This is a genomic window from Vibrio sp. Isolate32, assembly GCF_022397955.1.
Classification (GTDB): domain Bacteria; phylum Pseudomonadota; class Gammaproteobacteria; order Enterobacterales; family Vibrionaceae; genus Vibrio.
On the sequence record NZ_JAKEUQ010000023.1, the window covers coordinates 57,920 to 79,844 of the forward strand.

The 21,925-nt window shown below is 45.9% G+C and carries 24 protein-coding genes and 1 rRNA gene; 11 read left to right on the forward strand and 14 right to left on the reverse strand.

Annotation, left to right across the window (positions count from 1 at the left end; translation table 11 throughout):
* Positions 1–210 precede the first annotated feature (210 nt).
* The 5 genes from L1D11_RS16690 to L1D11_RS16710 form a co-directional block, all read right to left on the reverse strand.
* Positions 211–810: a thiol:disulfide interchange protein DsbA/DsbL gene (locus L1D11_RS16690; RefSeq protein WP_239833256.1), complete on the reverse strand. Its 600-nt coding sequence runs from the start codon at positions 808–810 to the stop codon at positions 211–213.
* Positions 811–865: 55 nt separating this feature from the next.
* Positions 866–1,852: a serine/threonine protein kinase gene (locus L1D11_RS16695; RefSeq protein WP_239833259.1), complete on the reverse strand. Its 987-nt coding sequence runs from the start codon at positions 1,850–1,852 to the stop codon at positions 866–868.
* Positions 1,853–1,925: 73 nt separating this feature from the next.
* Positions 1,926–3,344 carry a cytochrome c oxidase accessory protein CcoG gene (gene ccoG / locus L1D11_RS16700; protein WP_239833255.1) on the reverse strand — a complete coding sequence of 473 codons (1,419 nt, stop codon included), beginning with the start codon at positions 3,342–3,344 and terminating at the stop codon, positions 1,926–1,928.
* A gap of 323 nt (positions 3,345–3,667) precedes the next feature.
* Entirely contained in the window at positions 3,668–3,931 is a 264-nt protein-coding gene (locus L1D11_RS16705) for a YihD family protein (protein WP_239833254.1), read from the reverse strand.
* A 130-nt stretch (positions 3,932–4,061) separates the two neighbouring features.
* Entirely contained in the window at positions 4,062–4,229 is a 168-nt protein-coding gene (locus tag L1D11_RS16710; protein ID WP_165690302.1) for a hypothetical protein, read from the reverse strand.
* A gap of 283 nt (positions 4,230–4,512) precedes the next feature.
* Here L1D11_RS16710 and L1D11_RS16715 point away from each other — a divergent pair, with 283 nt between their 5' ends.
* Complete coding sequence (locus L1D11_RS16715) at positions 4,513–5,304, forward strand: sporulation protein (RefSeq protein ID WP_239833253.1); 792 nt, start codon at positions 4,513–4,515, stop codon at positions 5,302–5,304.
* A 142-nt stretch (positions 5,305–5,446) separates the two neighbouring features.
* Positions 5,447–6,100 carry a hemolysin III family protein gene (locus L1D11_RS16720; RefSeq protein WP_239833252.1) on the forward strand — a complete coding sequence of 218 codons (654 nt, stop codon included), beginning with the start codon at positions 5,447–5,449 and terminating at the stop codon, positions 6,098–6,100.
* Here L1D11_RS16720 and L1D11_RS16725 read toward each other — a convergent pair.
* The 6 genes from L1D11_RS16725 to def form a co-directional block, all read right to left on the reverse strand.
* Positions 6,097–6,672: a DUF3157 family protein gene (locus L1D11_RS16725; protein WP_239833251.1), complete on the reverse strand. Its 576-nt coding sequence runs from the start codon at positions 6,670–6,672 to the stop codon at positions 6,097–6,099. The genes L1D11_RS16720 and L1D11_RS16725 overlap by 4 nt on opposite strands.
* Before the next feature lie 26 nt (positions 6,673–6,698).
* Positions 6,699–8,144 carry a TrkH family potassium uptake protein gene (locus L1D11_RS16730; RefSeq protein ID WP_239833250.1) on the reverse strand — a complete coding sequence of 482 codons (1,446 nt, stop codon included), beginning with the start codon at positions 8,142–8,144 and terminating at the stop codon, positions 6,699–6,701.
* Positions 8,145–8,190: 46 nt separating this feature from the next.
* On the reverse strand, positions 8,191–9,567 hold the full coding sequence (gene trkA / locus L1D11_RS16735) for a Trk system potassium transporter TrkA (protein WP_004739332.1): 1,377 nt from the start codon (positions 9,565–9,567) through the stop codon (positions 8,191–8,193).
* A gap of 110 nt (positions 9,568–9,677) precedes the next feature.
* Positions 9,678–10,958, reverse strand: coding sequence for a 16S rRNA (cytosine(967)-C(5))-methyltransferase RsmB (gene rsmB / locus L1D11_RS16740; protein WP_239833249.1), 1,281 nt, complete (start codon positions 10,956–10,958; stop codon positions 9,678–9,680).
* A gap of 89 nt (positions 10,959–11,047) precedes the next feature.
* Complete coding sequence (fmt, locus tag L1D11_RS16745; protein ID WP_239862632.1) at positions 11,048–11,995, reverse strand: methionyl-tRNA formyltransferase; 948 nt, start codon at positions 11,993–11,995, stop codon at positions 11,048–11,050.
* 35 nt (positions 11,996–12,030) lie between these two features.
* Positions 12,031–12,546: a peptide deformylase gene (gene def / locus L1D11_RS16750; RefSeq protein WP_239833247.1), complete on the reverse strand. Its 516-nt coding sequence runs from the start codon at positions 12,544–12,546 to the stop codon at positions 12,031–12,033.
* A gap of 140 nt (positions 12,547–12,686) precedes the next feature.
* Between def and L1D11_RS16755 the strand changes: the two genes are divergently transcribed.
* Genes L1D11_RS16755 through L1D11_RS16770 form a run of 4 tightly spaced genes read left to right on the forward strand, consistent with a single transcriptional unit; the run spans position 12,687 to position 15,948 of the window.
* Positions 12,687–13,778 carry a LysM peptidoglycan-binding domain-containing protein gene (locus tag L1D11_RS16755; protein WP_239833246.1) on the forward strand — a complete coding sequence of 364 codons (1,092 nt, stop codon included), beginning with the start codon at positions 12,687–12,689 and terminating at the stop codon, positions 13,776–13,778.
* Complete coding sequence (gene dprA, locus L1D11_RS16760; RefSeq protein WP_239833245.1) at positions 13,775–14,887, forward strand: DNA-processing protein DprA; 1,113 nt, start codon at positions 13,775–13,777, stop codon at positions 14,885–14,887. Before L1D11_RS16755 ends, dprA begins: the two co-directional genes overlap by 4 nt.
* 2 nt (positions 14,888–14,889) lie before the next feature.
* On the forward strand, positions 14,890–15,366 hold the full coding sequence (locus tag L1D11_RS16765; protein WP_239833244.1) for a DUF494 family protein: 477 nt from the start codon (positions 14,890–14,892) through the stop codon (positions 15,364–15,366).
* A 12-nt stretch (positions 15,367–15,378) separates the two neighbouring features.
* Positions 15,379–15,948, forward strand: a complete 570-nt coding sequence (locus tag L1D11_RS16770; RefSeq protein WP_239833243.1) for a topoisomerase DNA-binding C4 zinc finger domain-containing protein — start codon at positions 15,379–15,381, stop codon at positions 15,946–15,948.
* A 76-nt stretch (positions 15,949–16,024) separates the two neighbouring features.
* Here L1D11_RS16770 and L1D11_RS16775 read toward each other — a convergent pair whose 3' ends face one another.
* Together L1D11_RS16775 and purE are read right to left on the reverse strand one after the other, a co-directional pair.
* Positions 16,025–17,155 carry a 5-(carboxyamino)imidazole ribonucleotide synthase gene (locus L1D11_RS16775; RefSeq protein ID WP_239833242.1) on the reverse strand — a complete coding sequence of 377 codons (1,131 nt, stop codon included), beginning with the start codon at positions 17,153–17,155 and terminating at the stop codon, positions 16,025–16,027.
* Positions 17,156–17,160: 5 nt separating this feature from the next.
* A complete protein-coding gene (gene purE / locus L1D11_RS16780; protein ID WP_004735777.1) occupies positions 17,161–17,646 on the reverse strand; it encodes a 5-(carboxyamino)imidazole ribonucleotide mutase in 486 nt (161 codons plus the stop codon).
* 194 nt (positions 17,647–17,840) lie between these two features.
* Here purE and L1D11_RS16785 point away from each other — a divergent pair, with 194 nt between their 5' ends.
* The 4 genes from L1D11_RS16785 to L1D11_RS16800 all read left to right on the forward strand — a co-directional run bounded on the left by L1D11_RS16785 (position 17,841) and on the right by L1D11_RS16800 (position 20,527).
* On the forward strand, positions 17,841–18,398 hold the full coding sequence (locus L1D11_RS16785; RefSeq protein ID WP_239833241.1) for an L-threonylcarbamoyladenylate synthase: 558 nt from the start codon (positions 17,841–17,843) through the stop codon (positions 18,396–18,398).
* Between the two features lie 19 nt (positions 18,399–18,417).
* A complete protein-coding gene (hemF, locus tag L1D11_RS16790) occupies positions 18,418–19,335 on the forward strand; it encodes an oxygen-dependent coproporphyrinogen oxidase (protein WP_239833240.1) in 918 nt (305 codons plus the stop codon).
* Between the two features lie 76 nt (positions 19,336–19,411).
* Entirely contained in the window at positions 19,412–20,242 is an 831-nt protein-coding gene (aroE, locus tag L1D11_RS16795; protein ID WP_239833239.1) for a shikimate dehydrogenase, read from the forward strand.
* A gap of 15 nt (positions 20,243–20,257) precedes the next feature.
* Positions 20,258–20,527 (forward strand): DUF1488 domain-containing protein, encoded by a 270-nt coding sequence (locus L1D11_RS16800; RefSeq protein ID WP_239833238.1) that lies wholly within the window; start codon positions 20,258–20,260, stop codon positions 20,525–20,527.
* Here L1D11_RS16800 and L1D11_RS16805 read toward each other — a convergent pair.
* Positions 20,524–21,069 carry a gamma carbonic anhydrase family protein gene (locus L1D11_RS16805; protein ID WP_239833237.1) on the reverse strand — a complete coding sequence of 182 codons (546 nt, stop codon included), beginning with the start codon at positions 21,067–21,069 and terminating at the stop codon, positions 20,524–20,526. The genes L1D11_RS16800 and L1D11_RS16805 overlap by 4 nt on opposite strands.
* 414 nt (positions 21,070–21,483) lie before the next feature.
* Here L1D11_RS16805 and L1D11_RS16810 point away from each other — a divergent pair.
* Positions 21,484–21,925 (forward strand): 16S ribosomal RNA (locus L1D11_RS16810); the annotation flags it as partial.

The window sequence follows — 21,925 nt, forward strand, 5'->3', positions numbered from 1 at the left end:
CAGAGGCTCCTTGCCCCAGTGATTGGCAGCAATAAATGGCTGTTAGTAAAAAGTTATAGTGGGTAAAACAAGCAAAAGTTCACTTTATCGATCACTTGTAAGGTTTATTAGGTTCAAAAGAACCATATCGCTAAAGGATGTATCTCACTAAAATTAATTCAATAGCTTTAGGTATAAGAAAGGAAGCCTAAGCTTCCTTTTATCAATGGTTTACTTCTTCAATAAGAAGTTAACCAACTCAAAGTATTCTTCGGTTGATTTTATGCCTTGCGCTTGAACTAAATATTTGTTGTTAACGATAACTGCAGGTACACCAGTCAGCCCGCTGTTTTCAAATTGCTTGTCCATGCGGCGAACCATTGAGTCAACAGCGAAGCCTTTGAATGCGGCATCGAATTTCTTCGCGTCTACACCTTCGTCTAGGAAGATTTGACGCAGTTCTGCTTCATCGCGTGGTGGCTTGTTCATGTTGTGAATGCGGTTAAACATCACTGGTACCATTTTGTCTTCAACTTTCAGTGCAATCATGGTCGCGTAAGCTTTGCTCATTGGCAGCCCCATGTTGCCACCCATGAATGAAACATGGTTCTTCTGTAACTTAGCGTCTTTAGGTAGCTGCTGTTTTAGCTGCTGGATGATTGGCTCAAAGCTATTACAGTGTGGGCAGTAAAAAGAGAAGAACTCTGTCACCATTGGTTTTTTTGATGCTTCTAGGTCGAGAACCTTGTAGTGTTCACCTTCGTTAAATTTCGCAGCGTGAGCTGAAAGGCTCAACATGATCAATGAGAAAAATGCGAATAGCTTTTTCATTTATCCAATCTCCATTATGTTTGAATTTTTATCTAGTTGTATGTTGCGATTGCTGTTACCACTGAGGCATTAACGAAAGTGGTGGCTCTTGCAGGGTAGCAATTTGCTCTTTACAAGCAAGTACTTGTTGCTCCCAATATTTCGGATCATTAAACCACGGGAAGGCCAAAGGAAACGCTGGATCGTGCCATCGCTTCGCTAACCATGTCATGTAATGCACCATACGTAGACCGCGTAGTGGTTCGATTAGTTTCAGTTGCGAGGTATTAAAATCGCAAAACTCTTGATAACTCTCTAGCAAAATATCCAGTTGCATCAGCTTGTCTTGGCGTTCGCCATTAAGCAGCATCCACAGATCTTGTATAGCAGGGCCGTTACGTGCGTCATCAAGATCGACGAACATTGGTCCATCGCGCCACAAAATGTTGCCTGGGTGGCAGTCACCATGCAGGCGGATATTGTCAATGTTGCTCGGCCACTGACTCTCCAGCTCTTTTATCAGAAGGTCAACGTCATTGAAGAACGCGTTTTCTAGGTGTGTCGGGATAAATTGAGAGTTCTCTAGAATCTTACGTGGTTGATAAAGGTATTCATCTAAGCTGATGGTCGGGCGATGCTGGAATGTTCTTCCCGCGCTGGCTTTATGAATACGACCAAGAAAACGGCCTACGCCTTCCAGTTGGTCTAGGTTATCCACTTCATACTGTCGACCGCCAACGCTTTCGAATAGCGCAAACAGGTAGCCTTGGTATTCATGTAAGGTTGCACCGTTGACTCGCATAGGAGGAGCAATCGGCATCTCTTGTTCGATAAGCTCAAGTGCGAAGTCGTGTTCTTCCTGGATCTGGGCTTTGTTCCAGCGCTGCGGACGATAAAACTTAACGACGTAGCGTTTACGGTCTTCATCGGTGAATTGATAGACCCGATTTTCGTAACTGTTGAGAGCGAGAAGCCCGGATTCGGCACGAACTCCAATACTCTCCAGTGCGTACCACATGAAGTCAGGAGTCAGGTTATCAAAGTTAAAGGCTTGCATCGTCATAGAATAAAAAAGGCTCATTACTGAGCCTTTTTCCATTTATTAGGTTGTTATACCAAGCACTAAGGTGCGGGTATCAGAGCTTCTTGATAAAGCGGCTTTCGACTTCCATCGTAAACTCTTCATTATCCGAGAGTATAAACTGAATTGTCGAAACTGGTGAGCTCAGTTTTTCTGGGTCGGCGCCTAAACTGATAGGTAGGTTCAAAACCTCGCCTGGCGCGACAGTAATCGTCTGTTTGCCGTACCAGATAGAATCGGGCAGTCCGCTAACATCGAGCTTGTACTCTTGCTCTTGTTGAGTCTTGTTGATCACTTTCAAGGTATAGGTGTTTTCAACCAACCCTTGGTTATTGACTCTGAACAACTGGTTTCTGTCACGCAGAACACTTAGACCAGCAGGATCAACGCTCGCGATTTGGACGAAGAACAAGCCAAGCATCACGATCAAGATGGCGCCATAGCCTAACAACTTAGGACGCATTACCTTGGTTGAGTGGCCTTCAAGCCTGTGCTCGGTGGTGTAATTTATTAGGCCTTTGTCATAGCCCATTCGCTCCATAGTGTTGTCACAAGCATCAATACACGCACCACAGTTAATGCATTCGTATTGCAGGCCGTCACGGATATCAATCCCCGTCGGGCACACTTGAACACATAGGTTGCAGTCAATACAATCGCCTAAACCAAGCTCTTTTGGATCTGCCTTGCGAGAACGAGGGCCACGACTCTCACCACGCTTATTATCGTAGCCTACGATGAAGGTGTCTTTATCAAACATCGCAGATTGGAAGCGAGCGTAAGGACACATGTGCAGACAAACAATCGAACGCATCCAACCTGCGTTGGCATAAGTACACCCTGCGAAGAACAAGACCCAGAACACAGGCCAGAACGAAGAGTTAAAGGTAAAGAAGCCAACCACTAGCTCTTTGATTGGAATGAAGTAACCAACAAAGGTTAAACCGGTCGCAATCGCAATTGCCCACCATGCTATGTGCTTGATGGTTTTTCTGATTATTAAGTTGGTGGTCAACTTGCCAGAATCTTGCTTTCTTCGCTTATTGGCAGCACCTTCCAGTTTCTCTTCGAACCAGATGTACATGAAGGTCCATACGGTTTGTGGGCACAGGTAGCCACACCACACACGGCCTAAAAAGGTGGTGATAAAGAACAGGCCAAATGCGGCAATCATAAATAAGATCGCAAGTAGGGTTAGATCTTGCGGGTATAGAGTGGTGCCAAAGAAGTTGAACTGCTGGCTACCGATATCGAGCAAGATTGCTTGTCGCTCACCAAATGGAATCCATGGGATCAGCGCAAAAAGTAAAAGTAAGAACCAACCACCGTAGCGACGTAATTGTTGGAATTTACCTTTGCTTTCTCGAACATAGATTCGGTTACTTGGGTTAAATCGATCTCCATTACCTTTATGTGTCTTAGGATTAAAGGTTTTAGGAGTCACATCTTTGATATCGATTTTATCCTGACTCATGGATTATCCTTTTGGTGGCTATACCCTTCTTCGAGAGTATTGACGACATTGCTTTAAAAATATGATGTTAGAGGATCTAAGCTTTAAGTTTGGTGCCTAGGCTGAAAGAGCACTCACTCTTATTATTTTAGAAGATCCTTATGGGTGGCGATTATAGCGACAATCTTGTTCTCATTTCTTTAACGCTATCAACCTTTAACAACAAAAGTCATAACAGTTGTGACGAAAAAATAGCGAACAGAAACAAAAAAGCGACCGAGTGGTCGCTTTTTAAATTGAGCTATTTATCTATAACCCAATGGCGTTTTAACACATAGAGATGATTAAAGTAGGCCACGTGCTTTTAGGATTGCGGTTTTGAAATCATTCTCTTGGTCCTTTTTCAGACCTGGAATCATTTCATCTTTCTCGCTGTTGCGCATTTTTAGATGGTAGATAAGCACATCGTCAGTCAGGTCTTCAAGCTTGCCATCGTAGCCTGCTTCTTTTGATAGCTTAATGATGAACTCTAATAAGTTAAGCTCTTGATCTTTTTGCCACTCAGGCTCCATCAGTTCAAGCAGTTCTTCTATGCGGTGACACTTCATACTTTATTCTCCACAAATTTTATAATGATTTGTGGTTAAGGTATCAAATCGGTTAAGGAATACCAATGTGTAAACGCATTTCCAGAGTATGTCGGGCAAGAAAAAAGCGCAGTAAAAACTGCGCTTTTTGTTAAGCGGCTTTAATTACTTTTGTTGTAGTCGGTGCTAATAAAGCAGTCTTCTCAACGAGAGTCATTGTAGGAGCCAATTTCTTAGCCGTTGGAGCAGCAGCAAAGCCACTACGACGACGCATCGCACTACGGTTGGTGTGCGAGAACCTGACAGCTGTTGGGCGCATTAATTTACCTAACGGTCAGGCATATCCATTGCCAATCTAATGGCCTGATTTACCATGAGCTTCACTTCAACTAATTGAAGCGTCACTCGTCTGGCTTTCGCCAATCCGAAGAATAAATCAGGATAATGATATGCATGCATATCAAGACTTAGATTATCACTATCTAAGTTATCGATCGACGCCTGAGTGATAATTAAACGATATTAGAGCTAAAATAGTGTGAGCAGTATATTTGAGTTTGAACCTCTTTCAGGCTTAAGATGATGCTTTAAAGGAGGTGCATATGTCGTTCTTAAAGAAAACGTTAGCAAGTTTTGGAATTGGATCTGCCAAGGTGGATTCTGTATTGCAACAGGAAGTGCTTTATCCAGGTAAGAAGGCGAGCATTATTGTGCATGTCTATGGTGGTGCTCAGCCACAGGAGATCGACAACATCGATCTTAATCTGTGCTGTCGTTACGTCAAAGAAGTCACCATAAACTCGCAAAGGCAAGAGGGCGGTCAAACACGCCGCATGCAGCAGAAATACTCACTAGCAAAATGGAGCCTGCCATACGCGTTTGTGATTCAGCCGGGTGAAACTCGCGACTTTGAGTGTGAGTTTGATGTTCCGTTGAACACACCAGTGACGATTGGCGATTCCAAGGTGTGGCTTGAAACCGGGTTAGACATAGCGATGGCGATTGACCCTTCGGATAAAGATATCTTAACGGTTCGCCCTGATGCACTCCTTGATGGCATTTTTAACGAGCTGGAAGCTCAAGGGCTACGTATTCGTCAGGTTGAGTGTGAAGCGGTTGATGGCTTTGAACTACCATTTGTCCAAGAGTTTGAGTTTGTTCCTACCACTGGGCCTTATCATGGCCGCTGGCGCGAGCTGGAAGTGGTTGCTCATCGTGATGACAAAGAACTTAAGCTATGGTTTGAAATAGACCGCAATCGCGATGGTGCAAAAGGTATGTTGGCAAGCTTGCTGGGCATTGGCCAATTGCATCGACAGTTGAGCGTTCCACTGGATACCTCCCCAGAAGAGGCGGGTAAGATGGTTATTGAGTACCTAGAAAGCGCGTCTTAGTGTTTTTCTAAATAAATGATGTTTAAGGGATCGGTTGTCTCCGATCTCCTGAGATTCTACATGTCATAAAAATTTAAGCTTACACGTGTACGCCTAATGTGTAATACTAGCGTTATTGAACATTTACTCTAGTAGGATAATCATGTCTGCATCATCGGCGAGCGAATACAGTGACATCGAAGAACGCGCCAATGCGATAACCCATGGCTTGGGCGTTTTACTTGGCGTGGTTGGTTTAATCCTGCTACTGATCCGTGCTTTTGACCATCAAGCCGACACACTGACGATTGCCAGTATGGCGGTGTATGGCAGCAGTATCATTCTGCTGTTTCTTGCTTCTACGCTTTACCACTCTATCACCACGGAAAAAACCAAACGCCTGCTGAAAACTCTCGATCACTGCGCGATTTACCTACTGATCGCGGGCAGCTACACACCATTCTTACTGGTTAGCTTAAGAACGCCATTAGCGATGGGGTTGATGGCGGTGATTTGGGGAATTGCTTTGGTCGGCATCATTATGAAGATAGCCTTCGTCTACCGATTTAAGCGATTGTCATTGGTGACTTACTTAGCAATGGGTTGGTTGTCACTGATCGTGGTGTATCAACTGGCGATGAATATTGAGATGGGCGGCTTGGTGCTATTGGCACTTGGTGGGGTGATTTACTCACTGGGTGTGATTTTCTATGTAGCTAAGCGCATTCCATACAATCATGCCATCTGGCACTTGTTTGTGTTGGCGGGCTGCGCTTGCCACTTCTTCTCGATCTATCTGTACGTGACTCCGGTTTAGCGAGTCAGCACTTCAACGATTTCTGCTTTAATTTGGTATTTAGGGTGCTGCTCAACCTCTAGCTTGATCGAGGAGCCTTCAGCATCCGTTTTTGGACGAAGGTAGGTATCTGCTATACGCTTGATTGATTTCCAAACTGCGACCGTTTTCTCTTCTAAAAGCTCACCGCTGGCAGAATAAAGGTCGAGCTTTACCGACACCAAGATCACAGCTTGTGTGCTTTGGTTGGTAATTGCCGTTGGGATAATCAGTTCACCATCTTCATAGTGGCTAGCACCGAGTACTACATCTACCCCTGATTGTGACAGCTGTAGGCTTGGCTTCTTGCTATCAACAACAATCGTCGTACCTTGCACATTCGTTGCAACCGGAACGGCGACAACAGGTTCGGCAGCAACAGGCACCGTGTTCTCTGACGCTACTGCTTCTTTTGTTTGCTGCTGTGGTGCCATGTATTGCCACGTAAAATCATCTTTCAGCAATATCTGTTTTCCATCTTGCAGAGTCACCATCTGATCGGCCAATGCCGAACTGCTCAGCAGTGCGCTTGCGATAAGTAGGTATGATTTCATCTCTGTATCCTTAAATATTTGTGTAACTAGCGTCGCCAGAAGGCAGGGAAGAATAGAACGATAAGTGTCAGGATCTCGAGTCTTCCCATCAACATGCCAAAGCTTAGTAACCATTTAGCACCGTCTGGCAGTGGAGCAAAGTTACCTGTTGGACCAATAACACTACCCATTCCCGGACCAACGTTTGCAACTGCAGTCACAGCACCAGAGATACTGGTAATCGGGTCCAATCCCATCGCACTCAAACCGCCAGCGATTAAGATAATAGTAATAAAGAACATCAAACCAAATGCGACCAATGAGCGCACGATATCGTCATTCACAGGACGTTGATTGTAGCGTTGAACAAATACGCCTGATGGGTGAATCAACTTCATCATCTGTTTGTGAAGCATTGTCATCGCTATCTGGAAGCGGAAGATCTTGATGCCACCTGAGGTTGAGCCTGAACATGCGCCAGCCATCATCAAGAAGGCAAACAAGGTGGTTGGTAGTGCGCCCCATGCTGTGAAGTCTTCCAAACCAAAACCTGTAGTGGTGACCACGGATACGATGTTGAACATAGAGACACGTAGTGCATCCAAAGCTGTGTAGCCATCTCTCACCACTAGCCATGCTGAAATTACCGCGCTGGTAAACAAGAATAGGTAAGTGAAGCCTTTCACTTGGGCATCTTTGTAGAGGATAGACAGTTTTCTAACGCGTAATGCGCTAACGAATAGCAGGAATGGTAAGCCACCAAGGAACATAAACACTGTACCCACCCAGTGAGCGCTATTTGAGAAGTGGTTCATCGAGCCATCTGAAGTCGAGTAACCGCCCGTTGATAGCGTGGTGAACGAGTGGTTGATGGCATCAAACACGCTCATGCCGGCAAACAGGTAGCTCACTAGGCATAAGCCCGTTAATACCAGATAAACCGTTACGATGTTCTTGGCGACAGTTTTTGCTCGTGGACTGCTTTTATCGGACCAATCGGAAGATTCAGTTTGGAACAGGCGCATACCACCGACGTTAAGCATCGGCAGTACCGCAACCGCCATTACGATGAAACCAATGCCACCAAGCCATTGCAGTATCGAGCGCCACAGCAGAATACTTGGTGCCATGCTGTCTAAGCCACTTAATACTGTTGAACCTGTGGTGGTAATCCCCGACATGGTTTCAAAGTAGGCATCAGTAAAGCTGATGTGGTTGATGAACACAAACGGCAGCGCGGCGAAGGCACTGGCTATTGTCCATACCAGAGAGGTGATCAGGAACATATCCCGCACCCCGAGTCGGAACTTAGCAGAGCGGCCCAAGCTCAAGCAGATGAACGCTACGATATGCGTGATCACTACTGATTGACCGAATTCGAGAAAACCACCTGTACCGGTAAAGAAGGCTACTAGTGTTGGGATGTACATGAAAAGGGCCAGTTTTGATAACACTAACCCTATCACTAATAATATAGGACGAAAATTGACCATAGCTTAATGCCTGAGCGCGTTCTACGTGAAGACTTATGAAAAAAGGCTACAAGAAGAACGGACTCGGTTGGAAAAGAGACTCAACATCAGGCACGTACTTCTTGTCTACTAGGAACATTACTACGTGGTCATCTTGTTCGATCACGGTTCTATCGTGAGCGATAAGCACCTCTTCTCCGCGAACAATGGCACCAATGGTGGTACCCGGTGGTAGCTTGATATCGCCAATTGCTCGGCCAACGACTTTAGATGTGGTTTCGTCACCGTGGGCAATCGCTTCGATAGCCTCAGCAGCACCTCGGCGTAGAGAAGATACGTTAACAATATCAGCACGACGAACGTGAGTAAGTAGCGCAGAAATGGTCGCTTGTTGTGGGGAGATTGCAATGTCAATCACACCACCCTGCACAAGGTCGACGTAAGCACCGCGCTGAATCAGTACCATTACTTTCTTGGCACCCATGCGCTTAGCCAGCATTGCTGACATGATGTTGGTTTCATCTTCATTGGTCAGGGCAATGAATACATCAACCTGATCGATATTCTCTTCGGTTAGCAGCTCTTGGTCTGCGGCATCACCACAGAAAACGATAGTGTTTTCTAATTCTTCAGATAGCTTCTCTGCACGCGTGTAGCTGCGCTCGATAAGCTTGATGCTGTAGCTCTGCTCAAGGCGTTTCGCTAGGCTTGCACCGATGTTACCACCACCGACAATCATGATACGGCGGTACGGTTTTTCTAGGCGTTGTAGCTCACTCATGACTGAGCGGATGTGGTTACTTGCCGCTACAAAGAACACTTCATCATCGGCTTCAATAATGGTGGTCCCTTGTGGGCGAATAGGGCGACCTTGACGGAAGATAGCCGCTACACGTGTATCGATGTGTGGCATGTGCTCACGTAAAGCAGACAATGCATTACCAACCAGTGGACCACCGTAGTAGGCTTTTACCGCTACTAGGCTCACTTTCTGTTCTGCAAAGCTCACCACTTGTAGTGCGCCTGGGTATTGGATCAAACGCTCAATGTAGCTAGTCACCAATTCTTCTGGTGCGATCAGGTGATCGACAGGGATGGCGCCTGATTTGAATAGCGCTTCTTTCTCTTCTAGATATTCTGGAGAACGAATACGTGCAATTCGGTTTGGCGTATTAAAAAGAGAGAAGGCAACCTGACATGCGGCCATGTTGGTTTCATCCATGTTGGTTACTGCAACCAACATGTCGGCATCTTGCGCGCCCGCTTCACGCAGTGTGTTTGGGTGGCTGGCATAGCCGTTTACAACCCTAAGGTCATATTTATCTTGAAGTTCACGCAGTCGGTCGGCATTACGGTCGACGATCGTGATGTCATTGTTTTCACCCACTAGGTTTTCAGCAAGGGTACCGCCTACTTGTCCAGCACCTAGGATAATGATCTTCATAGCCTTTCTCTTATTTTTGCCGTTGTTATTCTAGTGTTCTCATTTTGCTTTGATAATGCACTAGAAAGAAACAGCGGCTAAGAAATAAAATTCTTAGCCGCTGTTAATTGTTATGCCTGTTTTACTAGAACTGCGTAGTAGAAGCCATCCATATCTTCTTCACCAGGCAGTATTTGACGACCCGGATTTTCAATATCAGACCCAACTAGCGTTGCGTTCTCGGTACGCTCTAGGAATGCTTTCACCTGTAGAACGTTCTCTTGCGGTGTGATAGAGCATGTCGCGTAAACCATGGTGCCGCCTTCTTTCAACTGGCGCCACATTGCATCCATGATCTCACTTTGCAGTTCAGCAAGCGCTTCAATATCAGATGCTCGACGTAACCATTTGATGTCTGGGTGACGGCGGATTACGCCAGTCGCAGAACAAGGAGCATCAAGCAGGATACGGTCAAATTTGTCGCCCATCCACCACTCTTCAGGGTAGCGGGCATCGCCACAAATTACGTCGGCACGCAGTTGTAGACGTTCAAGGTTATCGTAAACACGATCTAGGCGTTTAATATCACAGTCAATCGCAACCACTTCAGTGTCGTTGGTGTGCTCAAGAATGTGTGCGGTTTTACCGCCTGGGGCTGCACAACAGTCTAGGATTAGCTCACCATCTTTTGGTGTTAGGTAATCTACAGAAAGCTGAGCCGCTGCGTCCTGCACTGAAACCCAACCTTTGTCGAAGCCTGGCAATAAAGTTACATCACAAGGTGCGGCCAATTTTATTGCATCCGATGCTTCTGAGTGCAGGGTGTATTCAATGTTTTCGTTTTTAAGCAGTTCAACATACTCTTCACGAGTGTGGTGTTGGCGGTTTACGCGCAGCCACATTGGTGCCTTGCTGTTGTTGGCTTCAATCAGTTGTTCCCATTGATCTGGGTAGCTCTCTTGAAGCATTTTTAGAATCCAGCTTGGGTGGCTGTATTTGCCCGCGTTGTGGCTAACCGCTTTTTCATCCAGCTCTTCTTGGTCACGTAGGTAGCTACGTAATACTGCATTGATCAAACCACTTAGGCTTGGACCGCGCAGTGTTTTGGTGCCCTCAACCGTTTCCGCAACAGCAGCATGCGAAGGGATGCGCATGAAGCTCAGTTGGTAAATGCCCACCAAAATTAGGTGGTGGAATACGCGCTTTTTGCCTTTAAGCGGGTTTTCCATCAGTTCGTTAGCGATTGACTCTAGACGAGGCAGGTAACGAAGTGCGCCGTAGCAAATCTCTTGCAATAGAGCATGGTCTCGCGGGCGGATCGTTTTTTGAGCCGCAGGGAGAGCGTGTGAAAGAGAGTGGCCTTTATCGACAACTTGAAATAGGACATTTGCAGCAGCAGCGCGAACATTCATGAGGGGTACCGAATATTTATTTGAATACATGAGGGCATCTCTGCCCTCGTAAAGGTTTTCTAAACTGCGTTATGGCAGCTTTAAAGCGGTTAAGAAAGTTGAGTTCCAACTTCAAACCAGCTTGCACGAGAGTTCAAGATATCCTGAACTGACATGGCTTTTTTTCCTGGAACTTGTAGCTGCTCAAGAACAAGTACACCTTGCCCCGTTGCTAAATAGATACCAGTTTTATCAGCTTGCAGAATAGTACCTGCAGGCTTATCAGAGGTTTGCTCTGCTACACGGCTTTGCCATACCTTGATGTTGTTTTCCGCAGCTTCAAAGTGGCTCATTGGCCATGGATTAAAAGCACGAACGCAGCGCTCAATATGAGCTGCGTCATCAGTCCAGTTGATACGCGCTTCTTCTTTGCTTAGCTTCTTCGCGTAGTTAGCAAGTTCGTCGTTTTGCTTTTCAGCGACTGCTTTGCCTGAAGCGATGTCAGCTAAACACTCAACAAGCGCGTCAGGGCCAAGGCCTGCTAACTTCTCGTACATGGACGCGCTGGTATCTGTCGCTTCAATTGGTAGCGTTGAGATGCTTAGCATGTCACCAGTATCTAGGCCGATATCCATCTGCATGATCGTTACGCCTGTCTCTTTATCACCCGCCCAGATAGAGCGTTGAATTGGAGCAGCACCACGCCAGCGCGGTAGGATTGAGCCATGCACATTGATACAACCTAAGCGAGGCGTATCTAGAACCACTTGTGGGAGCAATAAGCCGTACGCTACAACAACCATGATGTCAGCATTTAAATCCGCTAGCTCTTGCTTAGCTTCATCTGACTTGAAGTTTTCTGGTTGGTAAACCGGAATATTGTTTTCAAGTGCGATGTTTTTTACTGGGCTCGCAGTCAGTTTCTTACCGCGGCCTGCTGGACGATCTGGCTGTGTATAAACAGCAATAACTTCATGCTCCGAAGACAACAACGCCGCCAAGTGACGGGCGGCGAAATCCGGAGTACCTGCGAAGACAATTCTTAAAGACTGACTCAAGGTAGGCTTCCTTCTTAATTTAGTAATAGCTGCGATTATTTGCCTTGCTTCTCATTGAAGCGTTTGATTTTCGCTAGCTTATCTTGAATACGTTTACGCTTAAGTGGCGATAGGTAATCAACAAATAACTTGCCTTCTAGGTGATCAAGCTCGTGCTGAATACAGATAGCTAGAAGGTCATCAGCGTCGAAGGTGAATTCGTTGCCGTCACGGTCTAGTGCTTTAACCGTTACTTCTGCAGCGCGAGGTACTAGAGCTCGAGCGCCAGGTACAGATAGACAACCTTCTTCGATACCATCTTCGCCGCGCTTCTCGATAATTTCAGGGTTGATAAGAACCATGGGTTCATCACGCGTTTCTGAAATATCAATTACTACGATACGCTGGTGGAAATCTACCTGCGTCGCCGCAAGGCCGATACCTTCTTCGTCGTACATGGTTTCAATCATGTCATCAACGAACTTTTGAATCTCTGGGGTAACTTCTTTTACCGGTTTCGCCACGGTACGTAGACGATCATCTGGTAATGTTAATACTTGTAATACAGACATATACACTCGAAATATTGAACTGTGCCGAAACAGCTTTAACCTTGTTGGCTCAATTCTAGACATTTTAGAGGTCAAATGACAGCATCCTGATGGTAATTCTCCAATCCGATGTCATATATACAGACCAAGGAAGCTAGGTCATGCGTTATATTTACTCCACTTTATCGCTTGTTTTTTCCTCAATTTCTTTTGCCGTGGTGGCAGAGAATAGTGAACAACCTTTAACCATTAAGCGAGGTGCGCCAGAGGCTTATGTGGTGGTTAAGGGTGACACCTTGTGGGATATCTCTGCGATGTATCTCGATAGCCCTTGGTTGTGGCCAAGGTTATGGCAGGTGAATCCAGAGATAGAAAATCCTCATCTTATTTATCCTGGAGACAAACTGTCTTTGGTTTGGATTGATGGTGAAGCTGTTTTGAGCCTCAAGCCTGTTATCAAACTTAGCCCTAAGATTCGTGTCTCGGAGAAGAAAGCAGTACCTACCGTCAACGAGGGGTTGGTTTTGCCTTATTTGCAGTCTGATCGCTTGGTTGAGCAGCAAGATATTCAATCGGCGCAACGAGTGTTGGGAACAAGTGATGGAAAACGCTTTTTATGTGGTGCAGACCGATTGTTTATCTCGGGAAACCAGCAGCATCCTAAGTGGGGTATTTACCGCGTCGTTGAAACTTACCAACGGCAGCAACCCCAAGCGACTATTACCTCGTTGCGCTTGGTTGCCACTGCGCGCTTAAAAGAAGTGGATGATGAGTTCAGTAGCCTGCAGATAGACACTCAGCTGCAAGAAGTTCTACTTAATGACCTAGTACTACCCGAACTGGGTGTCGACCAAGTGAATCTCTCTACTACGTTTTATCCTACCCCTAGTTCTGCGGGTCAGTTCGCCAATATTTTAGGTTCTCTCGAGGGTAATCAGTACAGTGCTAAAAATCAGGTGGTGGTAATCAATAAAGGCTCACAGGACAATCTTCGCCAAGGCTCCATGTTTACCCTCAGTGAAAGTGGTGCAGTCGTGTTCGGCAAACAAGGTGAATACAGCTACAAAGAGTCTGCAGCGAGTAATAAAGTGCAGCTACCAAGCACCTCGCTGGGCAGCCTAATGGTCATTCGACCTTATGAGTATTTCAGCCTTGCCTTGATTACTCAAAGTTCAAAGCCAGTGAGCAATGACATTGTGGCGGTATCGCCTTTGGACCTTGCAGTGACGGAAGAGGTTAAGGGTATCGAGTGAATGAGCAACAACTGATCGCTTGGTTAACGCTAAGCTTTATTCCGCAACTGGGTGGAAAGCGTCTTGCTCGCCTACTCAGTGTTGATTCCCCTTCGAATATCGTTGGTTACTCAGGACAACAGCTGCAAGCATTGGGTTTATCAACCAAACAGATCTCCTATCTAAGAGAACAAGCCCCAAGAGAGGTAGAGGCTTGTCTCGCTTGGCAGGCTAAACAACCTAACCATCACATCCTGACTCCGAGTTGCCCACATTATCCTAAATTGTTGAGTGAGATTGCCTCGGCGCCCACTGTTCTTTTCGTTAAGGGCAACGTTGAAAAACTGATAGAACCTCAAATCGCTATGGTCGGCAGCCGTAATGCCAGCATCGAAGGCTTACAGACTGCAAAATCATTTGCCAAAGAGTTTGTACAAAATGGCTTGATTGTCACCAGTGGCTTAGCCTTGGGCATCGATGGCTATGCTCATGATGGTACGCTAGAAAAAGGAGGTGAGACCTTTGCTGTACTGGGGTCTGGCTTGGATTCTATTTATCCTGCGCGGCACAGAAACCTCGCGGCTAAGATATGTGAAAGTGGGGCGCTAATCTCAGAGTTTCGTCCAAGTGCCAAACCGCGACCTGAACATTTCCCGCGTCGCAATCGTATTATTAGTGGCTTATCGTTAGGAACCTTGGTGATCGAGGCTGCAGAGAAGAGTGGTTCATTGATTACTGCCCGCTATGCTCTGGAGCAAGGACGTGAAGTATTCGCGCTTCCAGGCTCTATCCATAGCCCGACGAGCCGTGGAGGAAATAGCTTAATCAAAGCTGGCGCTTGCTTGGTACAGAGTGCTCAAGACGTCTTGGTTGAAATAAAGAGTCTGTTAGACTGGTCTATAGATCAACAGCCTAATTTATTCGAACCTGCGCCAAGCTTGGAAGAAAATGAACAATTGCCATTTCCACATCTGTTAGCTAACGTAGGATTAGAGGCGACACCCGTTGATATTTTGGCACAGAGAACCCATATACCTGTGCATGAAGTCATGATGCAGCTTTTAGAGCTTGAGCTTTTAGGGCATGTTGTTGCAGTTTCCGGTGGCTATATTCGAAAGGGGAGAGGCTAGCTATGATGATGGACATACTGATGTACTTGTTTGAAACCTACATCCATAGCGATTCTGAATTGCAGGTGGATCAAGACGAACTTGAAGATGAACTTCTTCGAGCAGGGTTTCACCAAGATGATATTTATAAGGCTCTCCATTGGTTAGAAGATCTTGCTGCACTGCAAGATACCGATAACCAAGCGGCGATTACTATGTGCTCTAATACTTCGATGCGTGTTTACACAAGTAAAGAGATATCACGTCTTAATATGGAGTGTCGCGGTTTCTTGTTGTTCCTTGAGCAGATCAACGTTCTTACGACAGAGATTCGTGAAATGGTGATTGATCGTGTGATGGGTTTAGAGACCAATGAATTTGAGTTGGATGATCTGAAGTGGATTATCTTAATGGTGCTGTTTAACGTACCGGGTAATGAAAGTGCTTACACGCAAATGGAAGAGCTGTTGTACACCAAAGAGCAAGGTATCTTGCATTAATACAGGCTTATCATGAGTAATAAGATTGATAATCAGCTTTTTTCAGCACATGAACATGCACTAGAGCATGAACCGTGTCCACAGTGTGGCGGAGAGCTTCAGCTTCGCCATGGTAAGCACGGCCCATTTTTAGGCTGTAAGCAGTATCCGAGTTGCAACTACATCAAGCCTTTGCACCAAAACGATGGGCACGTAGTGAAAGAGCTGGGTGTACCGTGCCCTAAATGCCAAAACGAGCTGGTGTTGAGGCAAGGTCGCTATGGCATGTTTATCGGTTGTAGCAGCTACCCTGAGTGTAATCACATCGAATCTTTAGACCAGCCAAAAGAACAACCTGAGGAGCAGCCGTTGGTTGGTTGTCCTGAGTGTGGCAAAGGCCATTTGGTCGAGCGTAAATCTCGCTACGGCAAAACCTTCTACGCGTGTGATAACTACCCCAAGTGTAAGTTTGCAGTCAACCAACCGCCTATTATTGGTCGCTGTGAAGCGTGTCAGTTCCCGCTGTTACTTGAGAAGAAAACAGCTCACGGGATGAAAAAGCAATGTGCCGACCGCAAGTGTCATCACATGCAATCTGAATAGCTTTAGATTATAGAAATAAAAACTGCGCTCACTGAGCACAGTTTTTTGGATCTAAACTAACAAAAGCCTTATTGGCTTATTTCATCTGCTCAGCAAACTCATGAATAGCTGGATAAGCTTTTTTATCGAGAATACCTGCTAGTGAACATAATGCTCTTTGCAGTTCGGCGTTGTAGTCAGCACTCACGTTAATGTGGCCCATCTTACGACCTGCACGTTTTTCTTTGCCATACCAATGAACATGACAACCGCCTTGAGCCAAAATAGCGTCAGGTAGAGTATCTTCACCAAGGATGTTGATCATTGCGGTTGGACGAATCAGTTTGGTGCTACCGAGTGGCATTCCACAGACCGCACGAAGGTGATTCTCAAACTGACAAGTCTCAGCACCTTGCTGTGTCCAGTGGCCAGAGTTATGAACACGTGGTGCAATCTCGTTAACCAGCAGTGAACCTTGAACGTCAAAGAACTCAAGTGCTAGCACGCCAACGTAATCTAAGCGCTCAGCAACCGCGGTAAACATGGCTTTCGCTTGTTCTTGCAGCTCAATATCATCAATTGCGGTCGATAGGCTTAATACGCCATCGGTGTGAACGTTTTCTGCCAATGGGTAAACTTGAACCTCTCCATTAGTTCCACGAGCACCAACTAGTGATACTTCACGGTCGAACGGAACAAACTCTTCTGCCACAATTGCTTGATTGTCGGTTGCTGCAATGCACTCGGCCATTTCTGTCCAAGTTGCTTCAACGCTGTCTAATTTTTTTAAGCGCCACTGGCCTTTGCCATCGTAGCCGCCAAGTGTGCTCTTCAACACCATCGGTAGGCCAACATGAGCAATGGCTGCGTCAAAGTCTTCGCGAGAGTTAATCACATAGTACTTAGCGTTCTTCACGTTCGCTTCGTCTAATAGCGCTTTTTCGAGGCGACGGTCACCGCCAGCTTTGATTGCTTCTGTGGTCGGTAAGAACTTACCGCTGCGCTCACATACTTCAAGCACATCATGAGGGATGTGTTCGAATTCAGCAGTAACCACGTCCGCGCGCTCAATCGCATTTTCTAAGCCGTTGCCTAGAATCGCTTGCGTTAATGGATGAACAATATTTTTGCTGCCAACATCAAAAGCAGAAATTTCAATATTCAGCGGTGCCCCAGCTAGGGACATCATGCGAGCAAGTTGGCCCGCGCCTAACACAAGAACATGCATGGGAATTAGTCCTCTGCAGGGTTTGGATTAGCAAGTACCGTTTCTGTTTGCTCAGAGCGGAATGCTTCTACTTTTGCCATTACTTCTTCATTGTGTGTACCAATGATTTGAGCAGCTAGGATGCCAGCGTTCGCTGCACCCGCTTCACCGATAGCTAGAGTACCTACAGCAATACCTTTTGGCATTTGCACGATAGAAAGCAGAGAGTCCATGCCTTTCAATGCTTTAGATTGAACTGGAACCCCAAGAACTGGGACGCTAGTGAAAGCAGCTGCCATGCCTGGAAGGTGTGCAGCACCGCCAGCACCAGCAATAATCACTTTAATACCGCGCTCTTTCGCACTGGTTGCGTAGTCTGCTAGCAACTGAGGTGTGCGGTGAGCAGAAACCACTTTTGTTTCGTACGCCACGCCAAACTGATCCAACATTTCTGCAGCTAGCTTCATTGTTGGCCAATCAGATTTAGAACCCATGATAATACCGACAGTCATCTCAAACTCCTTCAGGTACGATTTAATTAGTGATTAGATATTTTGCGCGCATTATACGGGTAAAATTGCTCAAGGAAAACGTTTGCGTCAGTCTAAGTTGTTAATTGATGCATTTTATAAACAAATAGCTTTAGTCACAGTGAGTGATAATTTGTACACTTAGTGAGTTAGATAACTGAATTAATGAGGCACCCGTGGATAACTTTCAACATACATTGCAGGCATTACAACAAGGTGAAGTCATTGCTTACCCGACCGAAGGCGTTTTTGGGGTCGGTTGTGATCCAGATAATCCACAAGCCATTAAGAAATTACTTGAGTTAAAACAACGCCCGGTTGAAAAGGGCTTGATCTTGATTGCGGCAAGTTACGAGCAGCTGCTTCCTTATATTGATGAAAGCCAACTGACTGATGAGCAATTAGCGACGGTTACAGCAACATGGCCGGGGCCGGTCACTTGGATCATGCCAACCAGTGCTAAAGTGACAGACTGGGTGAGTGGTCAGTTTGATTCAATCGCTGTGAGAGTGACGGATCACCCTTTGGTTCAAAGAATGTGTAATGAATTCGGCAAGCCGTTAACCTCTACCAGTGCTAACCTGACAGGCGAACCACCTTGTATGACGACTGAAGAAGTGCAACAGCAACTTGGCCAACATTTGGTTGCGATTCTTGAAGGGAAAACGGGTGGTCGTGACAAGCCAAGCGAAATTAGAGATGCAAAAACGTCGAAAATATTAAGACAGGGTTAAACCCTGCAGAGGAAGAAAGATGTCAGCAATTGATAAAGAAGCAGTAAAACAGTTTTTACTGAGCCTACAAGATTCGATTTGTCAGCAGCTTGAGCAAGCTGATGGTAGTGCGTTGTTTGAAGAAGACGCATGGGAGCGCGAACCTGGCGAACGCCTCGGTGGCGGCGGTCGTACTCGTGTGATGATCAACGGTGCGGTCTTTGAGCAAGGTGGTGTTAACTTTTCTCACGTTGCAGGTAAGGCAATGCCGGCTTCAGCAACCGCTCACCGCCCTGAATTAGCCGGACGTAAGTTTGAGGCGATGGGGGTATCGTTAGTTATCCACCCTAAAAACCCTTATATCCCAACATCACACGCCAACGTACGATTCTTTATTGCTGAAAAGGAAGGGGAAGATCCTATCTGGTGGTTCGGCGGTGGTTTTGATTTAACACCATTCTATCCTTTTGATGAAGATTGCCAGTCTTGGCATCAAACTGCTAAAGATCTGTGTGCGCCATTTGGTGATAACGTGTATCAAGAACACAAAGAGTGGTGCGATAAGTACTTCTATCTGCCTCACCGTGATGAAACACGCGGTGTTGGTGGTCTGTTCTTTGATGACTTAAATGATTGGGGTTTCGATAAGAGCTTTGCTTATATGCAGGCGGTCGGTGAAGGTTTTGCTGCGGCGTACTTACCAATTGTAGAACGACGCAAAGAGACACCTTACGGCGAGCGCGAGCGTGACTTCCAGCTTTATCGTCGTGGTCGCTATGTCGAATTTAACCTTGTGTATGACCGTGGCACCCTATTTGGTCTGCAAAGTGGTGGTCGCACAGAATCAATATTAATGTCGATGCCTCCATTGGCTCGTTGGGAATATCGCTACGAACCTCAAGAGGGTTCATCAGAAGCTCTGCTTTATAGCGACTACCTAAAGCCTCGAGTTTGGTAGTTCTTCCTTCCTTATAGGGATAGTGATAGGGTCATCTATATAGATGACCCTTTTTTTATTTCTGTTAGGTAAGGATATGACACAGCAAGTAGATCGTTATGCCGTTTTCGGTAACCCTATTGGGCAAAGCAAGTCGCCATTCATTCACACATTATTTGCTCGCCAAACCAATCAACAGCTTACCTATACAGCACTGCAGCCAGAACATGGTCAATTCATTACCGCGGCTAACGCTTTTTTTAGCGAAGGCGGTAGAGGGTGTAATGTTACTGCACCATTTAAAGAAGACGCTTATCAGTTTGCTAATCGCCTAACGGAAAGGGCTCAATTAGCTGGTGCAGTTAATACATTGAAGAAGTTAGATGACGGAGAGGTCATCGGTGATAACACTGATGGCGAGGGGCTCGTTCAGGATTTGCTTCAGCATCAGGTGATATTAGAGGGTGCTCGAGTTCTCCTGTTAGGTGCTGGTGGCGCTGCAAGAGGTGTGATTCAGCCTCTTCTTGATCAAAAACCACAACAATTAGTGGTTGCTAACCGAACCTGCTCAAAGGCCGAACTTCTAGCTGAGATGTTTTCTTCACATGGCAATATCAAAGGAATGGGACTAAGTGATGTGAATGAAGGCTTTGATGTCATCATTAACTCCACGTCATCAGGCTTAAGCGGCCAGCTCCCTGAAGTGTCCGATGTCATCTTTAATACAAACAGCGCCGTTTATGACATGGTTTACGGATCTGGAACTACGGTATTTAATCAGTGGGCGTTAGATAATGGTGTCCATGCTGCTTATGATGGTTTAGGTATGCTGGTGGGTCAGGCTGCAGAGAGCTTCATGCTATGGCGTGGCCTTCGCCCGGGAACCAAGCAGATCTTAAGAGAATTGCGTAGAAATCTAGAGATGTAACAAGGTACTTATAAAATGAATCAATCAATCTTATTTCCTGATATCCAAGATTGGGATGAAGAGAGTCAGTCTATCGTTTTCCCAGCACAGCAGTCTGGTGCACTGATAGAATGTGTTGTGTCTATTGAAGAGTTGTCTCGATTGGCTGGTAAAGATATAGAAGAAGGCAAACAAGCGTTGGCTATTTTTGCAGAGCTTCGTTTTGATATTGAAGAATTAGCAGAAGAGCTAATAGAAGAAGAGGAGTATGACTCCTCTAATCGAATTCAGATTAAAGCGCTTTAAACAGGAAGCACAGAGTCTAGATAGTCGTTTTTATTCTGAACATAGTTGTCAGCCGACTTCTGCAAGAAAGCACGTTCTTTATCGTTTAATGGGCGTGCTTGCTTAACTGGGCTTCCTACATATAGGTAACCGCTCTCAAGTACCTTGTTAGGTGGGACCAAACTTCCCGCACCGATCATGATCTCTTGTTCGATAACCACACCATCCAGCACAATAGCTCCCATACCGACGAGTACGCGATCCTTAATAGTGCAGCCATGCAGCATGACTTTATGACCGATAGTAACATCATTACCTATTAATAGGGGATAACCCTCAGGGTTTTCGGCATTCTTGTGGGTAACATGAAGAACACTGCCGTCTTGGATATTGGTTCTATCGCCTATATGTATGTGGTTCACATCCCCTCGAGCTGTAACCAAAGGCCATACACTAGAGTCATCCCCGATTTTGATATCACCAACCAGTACCGAACTTGTATCTATATAGACACCTTGCCCGATCTGAGGTGATATACCTTTATAACTGCGTATTGAACTCATAAATCCTCCTTTATATAGCCACCTTAAAGCCTTAATTAAGGGGAATACTAGTGAAAATGGGGTGTTTTGAACAAAAAACGCTCGAACAATCAAAAAAGTAAGAAAAACTTAAAAAAGGGCTTGCCAGTGCGATCGAAATCTCTATAATGCCACCTCGCTGACACGGGATGGCTTCGAAAGAAACCAAAACGAATCAGTAAGCCAAATTAGCCAAGCCAAGCGCTTGAAAAAAGTTTTGAAAATAGTGGTTGACACTAAAACTTAAATCGCTAAAATGGCCGTCCGATTTGAGCGAAGCTCAAAAAGGAAAAGCTCTTTAATAATTTAAACCTATCAATCTGTGTGGGCACTTGATAATAGCTTTAAAATTACACAGTAGTTTTGAAGTCAGTATTCGTTGAGTCACAAAATCTTAAATTGAAGAGTTTGATCATGGCTCAGATTGAACGCTGGCGGCAGGCCTAACACATGCAAGTCGAGCGGAAACGAGTTATCTGAACCTTCGGGGAACGATAACGGCGTCGAGCGGCGGACGGGTGAGTAATGCCTAGGAAATTGCCTTGATGTGGGGGATAACCATTGGAAACGATGGCTAATACCGCATAACGCCTACGGGCCAAAGAGGGGGACCTTCGGGCCTCTCGCGTCAAGATATGCCTAGGTGGGATTAGCTAGTTGGTGAGGTAATGGCTCACCAAGGCGACGATCCCTAGCTGGTCTGAGAGGATGATCAGCCACACTGGAACTGAGACACGGTCCAGACTCCTACGGGAGGCAGCAGTGGGGAATATTGCACAATGGGCGCAAGCCTGATGCAGCCATGCCGCGTGTATGAAGAAGGCCTTCGGGTTGTAAA

Coding starts and splice junctions, on each gene's coding strand:
- L1D11_RS16690 (WP_239833256.1), bottom strand. CDS start 810: ATGAAAAAGCTATTCGCATTTTTCTCATTGATCATGTTGAGCCTTTCA.
- L1D11_RS16695 (WP_239833259.1), bottom strand. CDS start 1,852: ATGACGATGCAAGCCTTTAACTTTGATAACCTGACTCCTGACTTCATG.
- ccoG (WP_239833255.1), bottom strand. CDS start 3,344: ATGAGTCAGGATAAAATCGATATCAAAGATGTGACTCCTAAAACCTTT.
- L1D11_RS16705 (WP_239833254.1), bottom strand. CDS start 3,931: ATGAAGTGTCACCGCATAGAAGAACTGCTTGAACTGATGGAGCCTGAG.
- L1D11_RS16710 (WP_165690302.1), bottom strand. CDS start 4,229: ATGCGCCCAACAGCTGTCAGGTTCTCGCACACCAACCGTAGTGCGATG.
- L1D11_RS16715 (WP_239833253.1), top strand. CDS start 4,513: ATGTCGTTCTTAAAGAAAACGTTAGCAAGTTTTGGAATTGGATCTGCC.
- L1D11_RS16720 (WP_239833252.1), top strand. CDS start 5,447: ATGTCTGCATCATCGGCGAGCGAATACAGTGACATCGAAGAACGCGCC.
- L1D11_RS16725 (WP_239833251.1), bottom strand. CDS start 6,672: ATGAAATCATACCTACTTATCGCAAGCGCACTGCTGAGCAGTTCGGCA.
- L1D11_RS16730 (WP_239833250.1), bottom strand. CDS start 8,144: ATGGTCAATTTTCGTCCTATATTATTAGTGATAGGGTTAGTGTTATCA.
- trkA (WP_004739332.1), bottom strand. CDS start 9,567: ATGAAGATCATTATCCTAGGTGCTGGACAAGTAGGCGGTACCCTTGCT.
- rsmB (WP_239833249.1), bottom strand. CDS start 10,958: ATGAATGTTCGCGCTGCTGCTGCAAATGTCCTATTTCAAGTTGTCGAT.
- def (WP_239833247.1), bottom strand. CDS start 12,546: ATGTCTGTATTACAAGTATTAACATTACCAGATGATCGTCTACGTACC.
- L1D11_RS16755 (WP_239833246.1), top strand. CDS start 12,687: ATGCGTTATATTTACTCCACTTTATCGCTTGTTTTTTCCTCAATTTCT.
- L1D11_RS16765 (WP_239833244.1), top strand. CDS start 14,890: ATGATGATGGACATACTGATGTACTTGTTTGAAACCTACATCCATAGC.
- L1D11_RS16770 (WP_239833243.1), top strand. CDS start 15,379: ATGAGTAATAAGATTGATAATCAGCTTTTTTCAGCACATGAACATGCA.
- L1D11_RS16775 (WP_239833242.1), bottom strand. CDS start 17,155: ATGCATGTTCTTGTGTTAGGCGCGGGCCAACTTGCTCGCATGATGTCC.
- purE (WP_004735777.1), bottom strand. CDS start 17,646: ATGACTGTCGGTATTATCATGGGTTCTAAATCTGATTGGCCAACAATG.
- hemF (WP_239833240.1), top strand. CDS start 18,418: ATGTCAGCAATTGATAAAGAAGCAGTAAAACAGTTTTTACTGAGCCTA.
- aroE (WP_239833239.1), top strand. CDS start 19,412: ATGACACAGCAAGTAGATCGTTATGCCGTTTTCGGTAACCCTATTGGG.
- L1D11_RS16800 (WP_239833238.1), top strand. CDS start 20,258: ATGAATCAATCAATCTTATTTCCTGATATCCAAGATTGGGATGAAGAG.
- L1D11_RS16805 (WP_239833237.1), bottom strand. CDS start 21,069: ATGAGTTCAATACGCAGTTATAAAGGTATATCACCTCAGATCGGGCAA.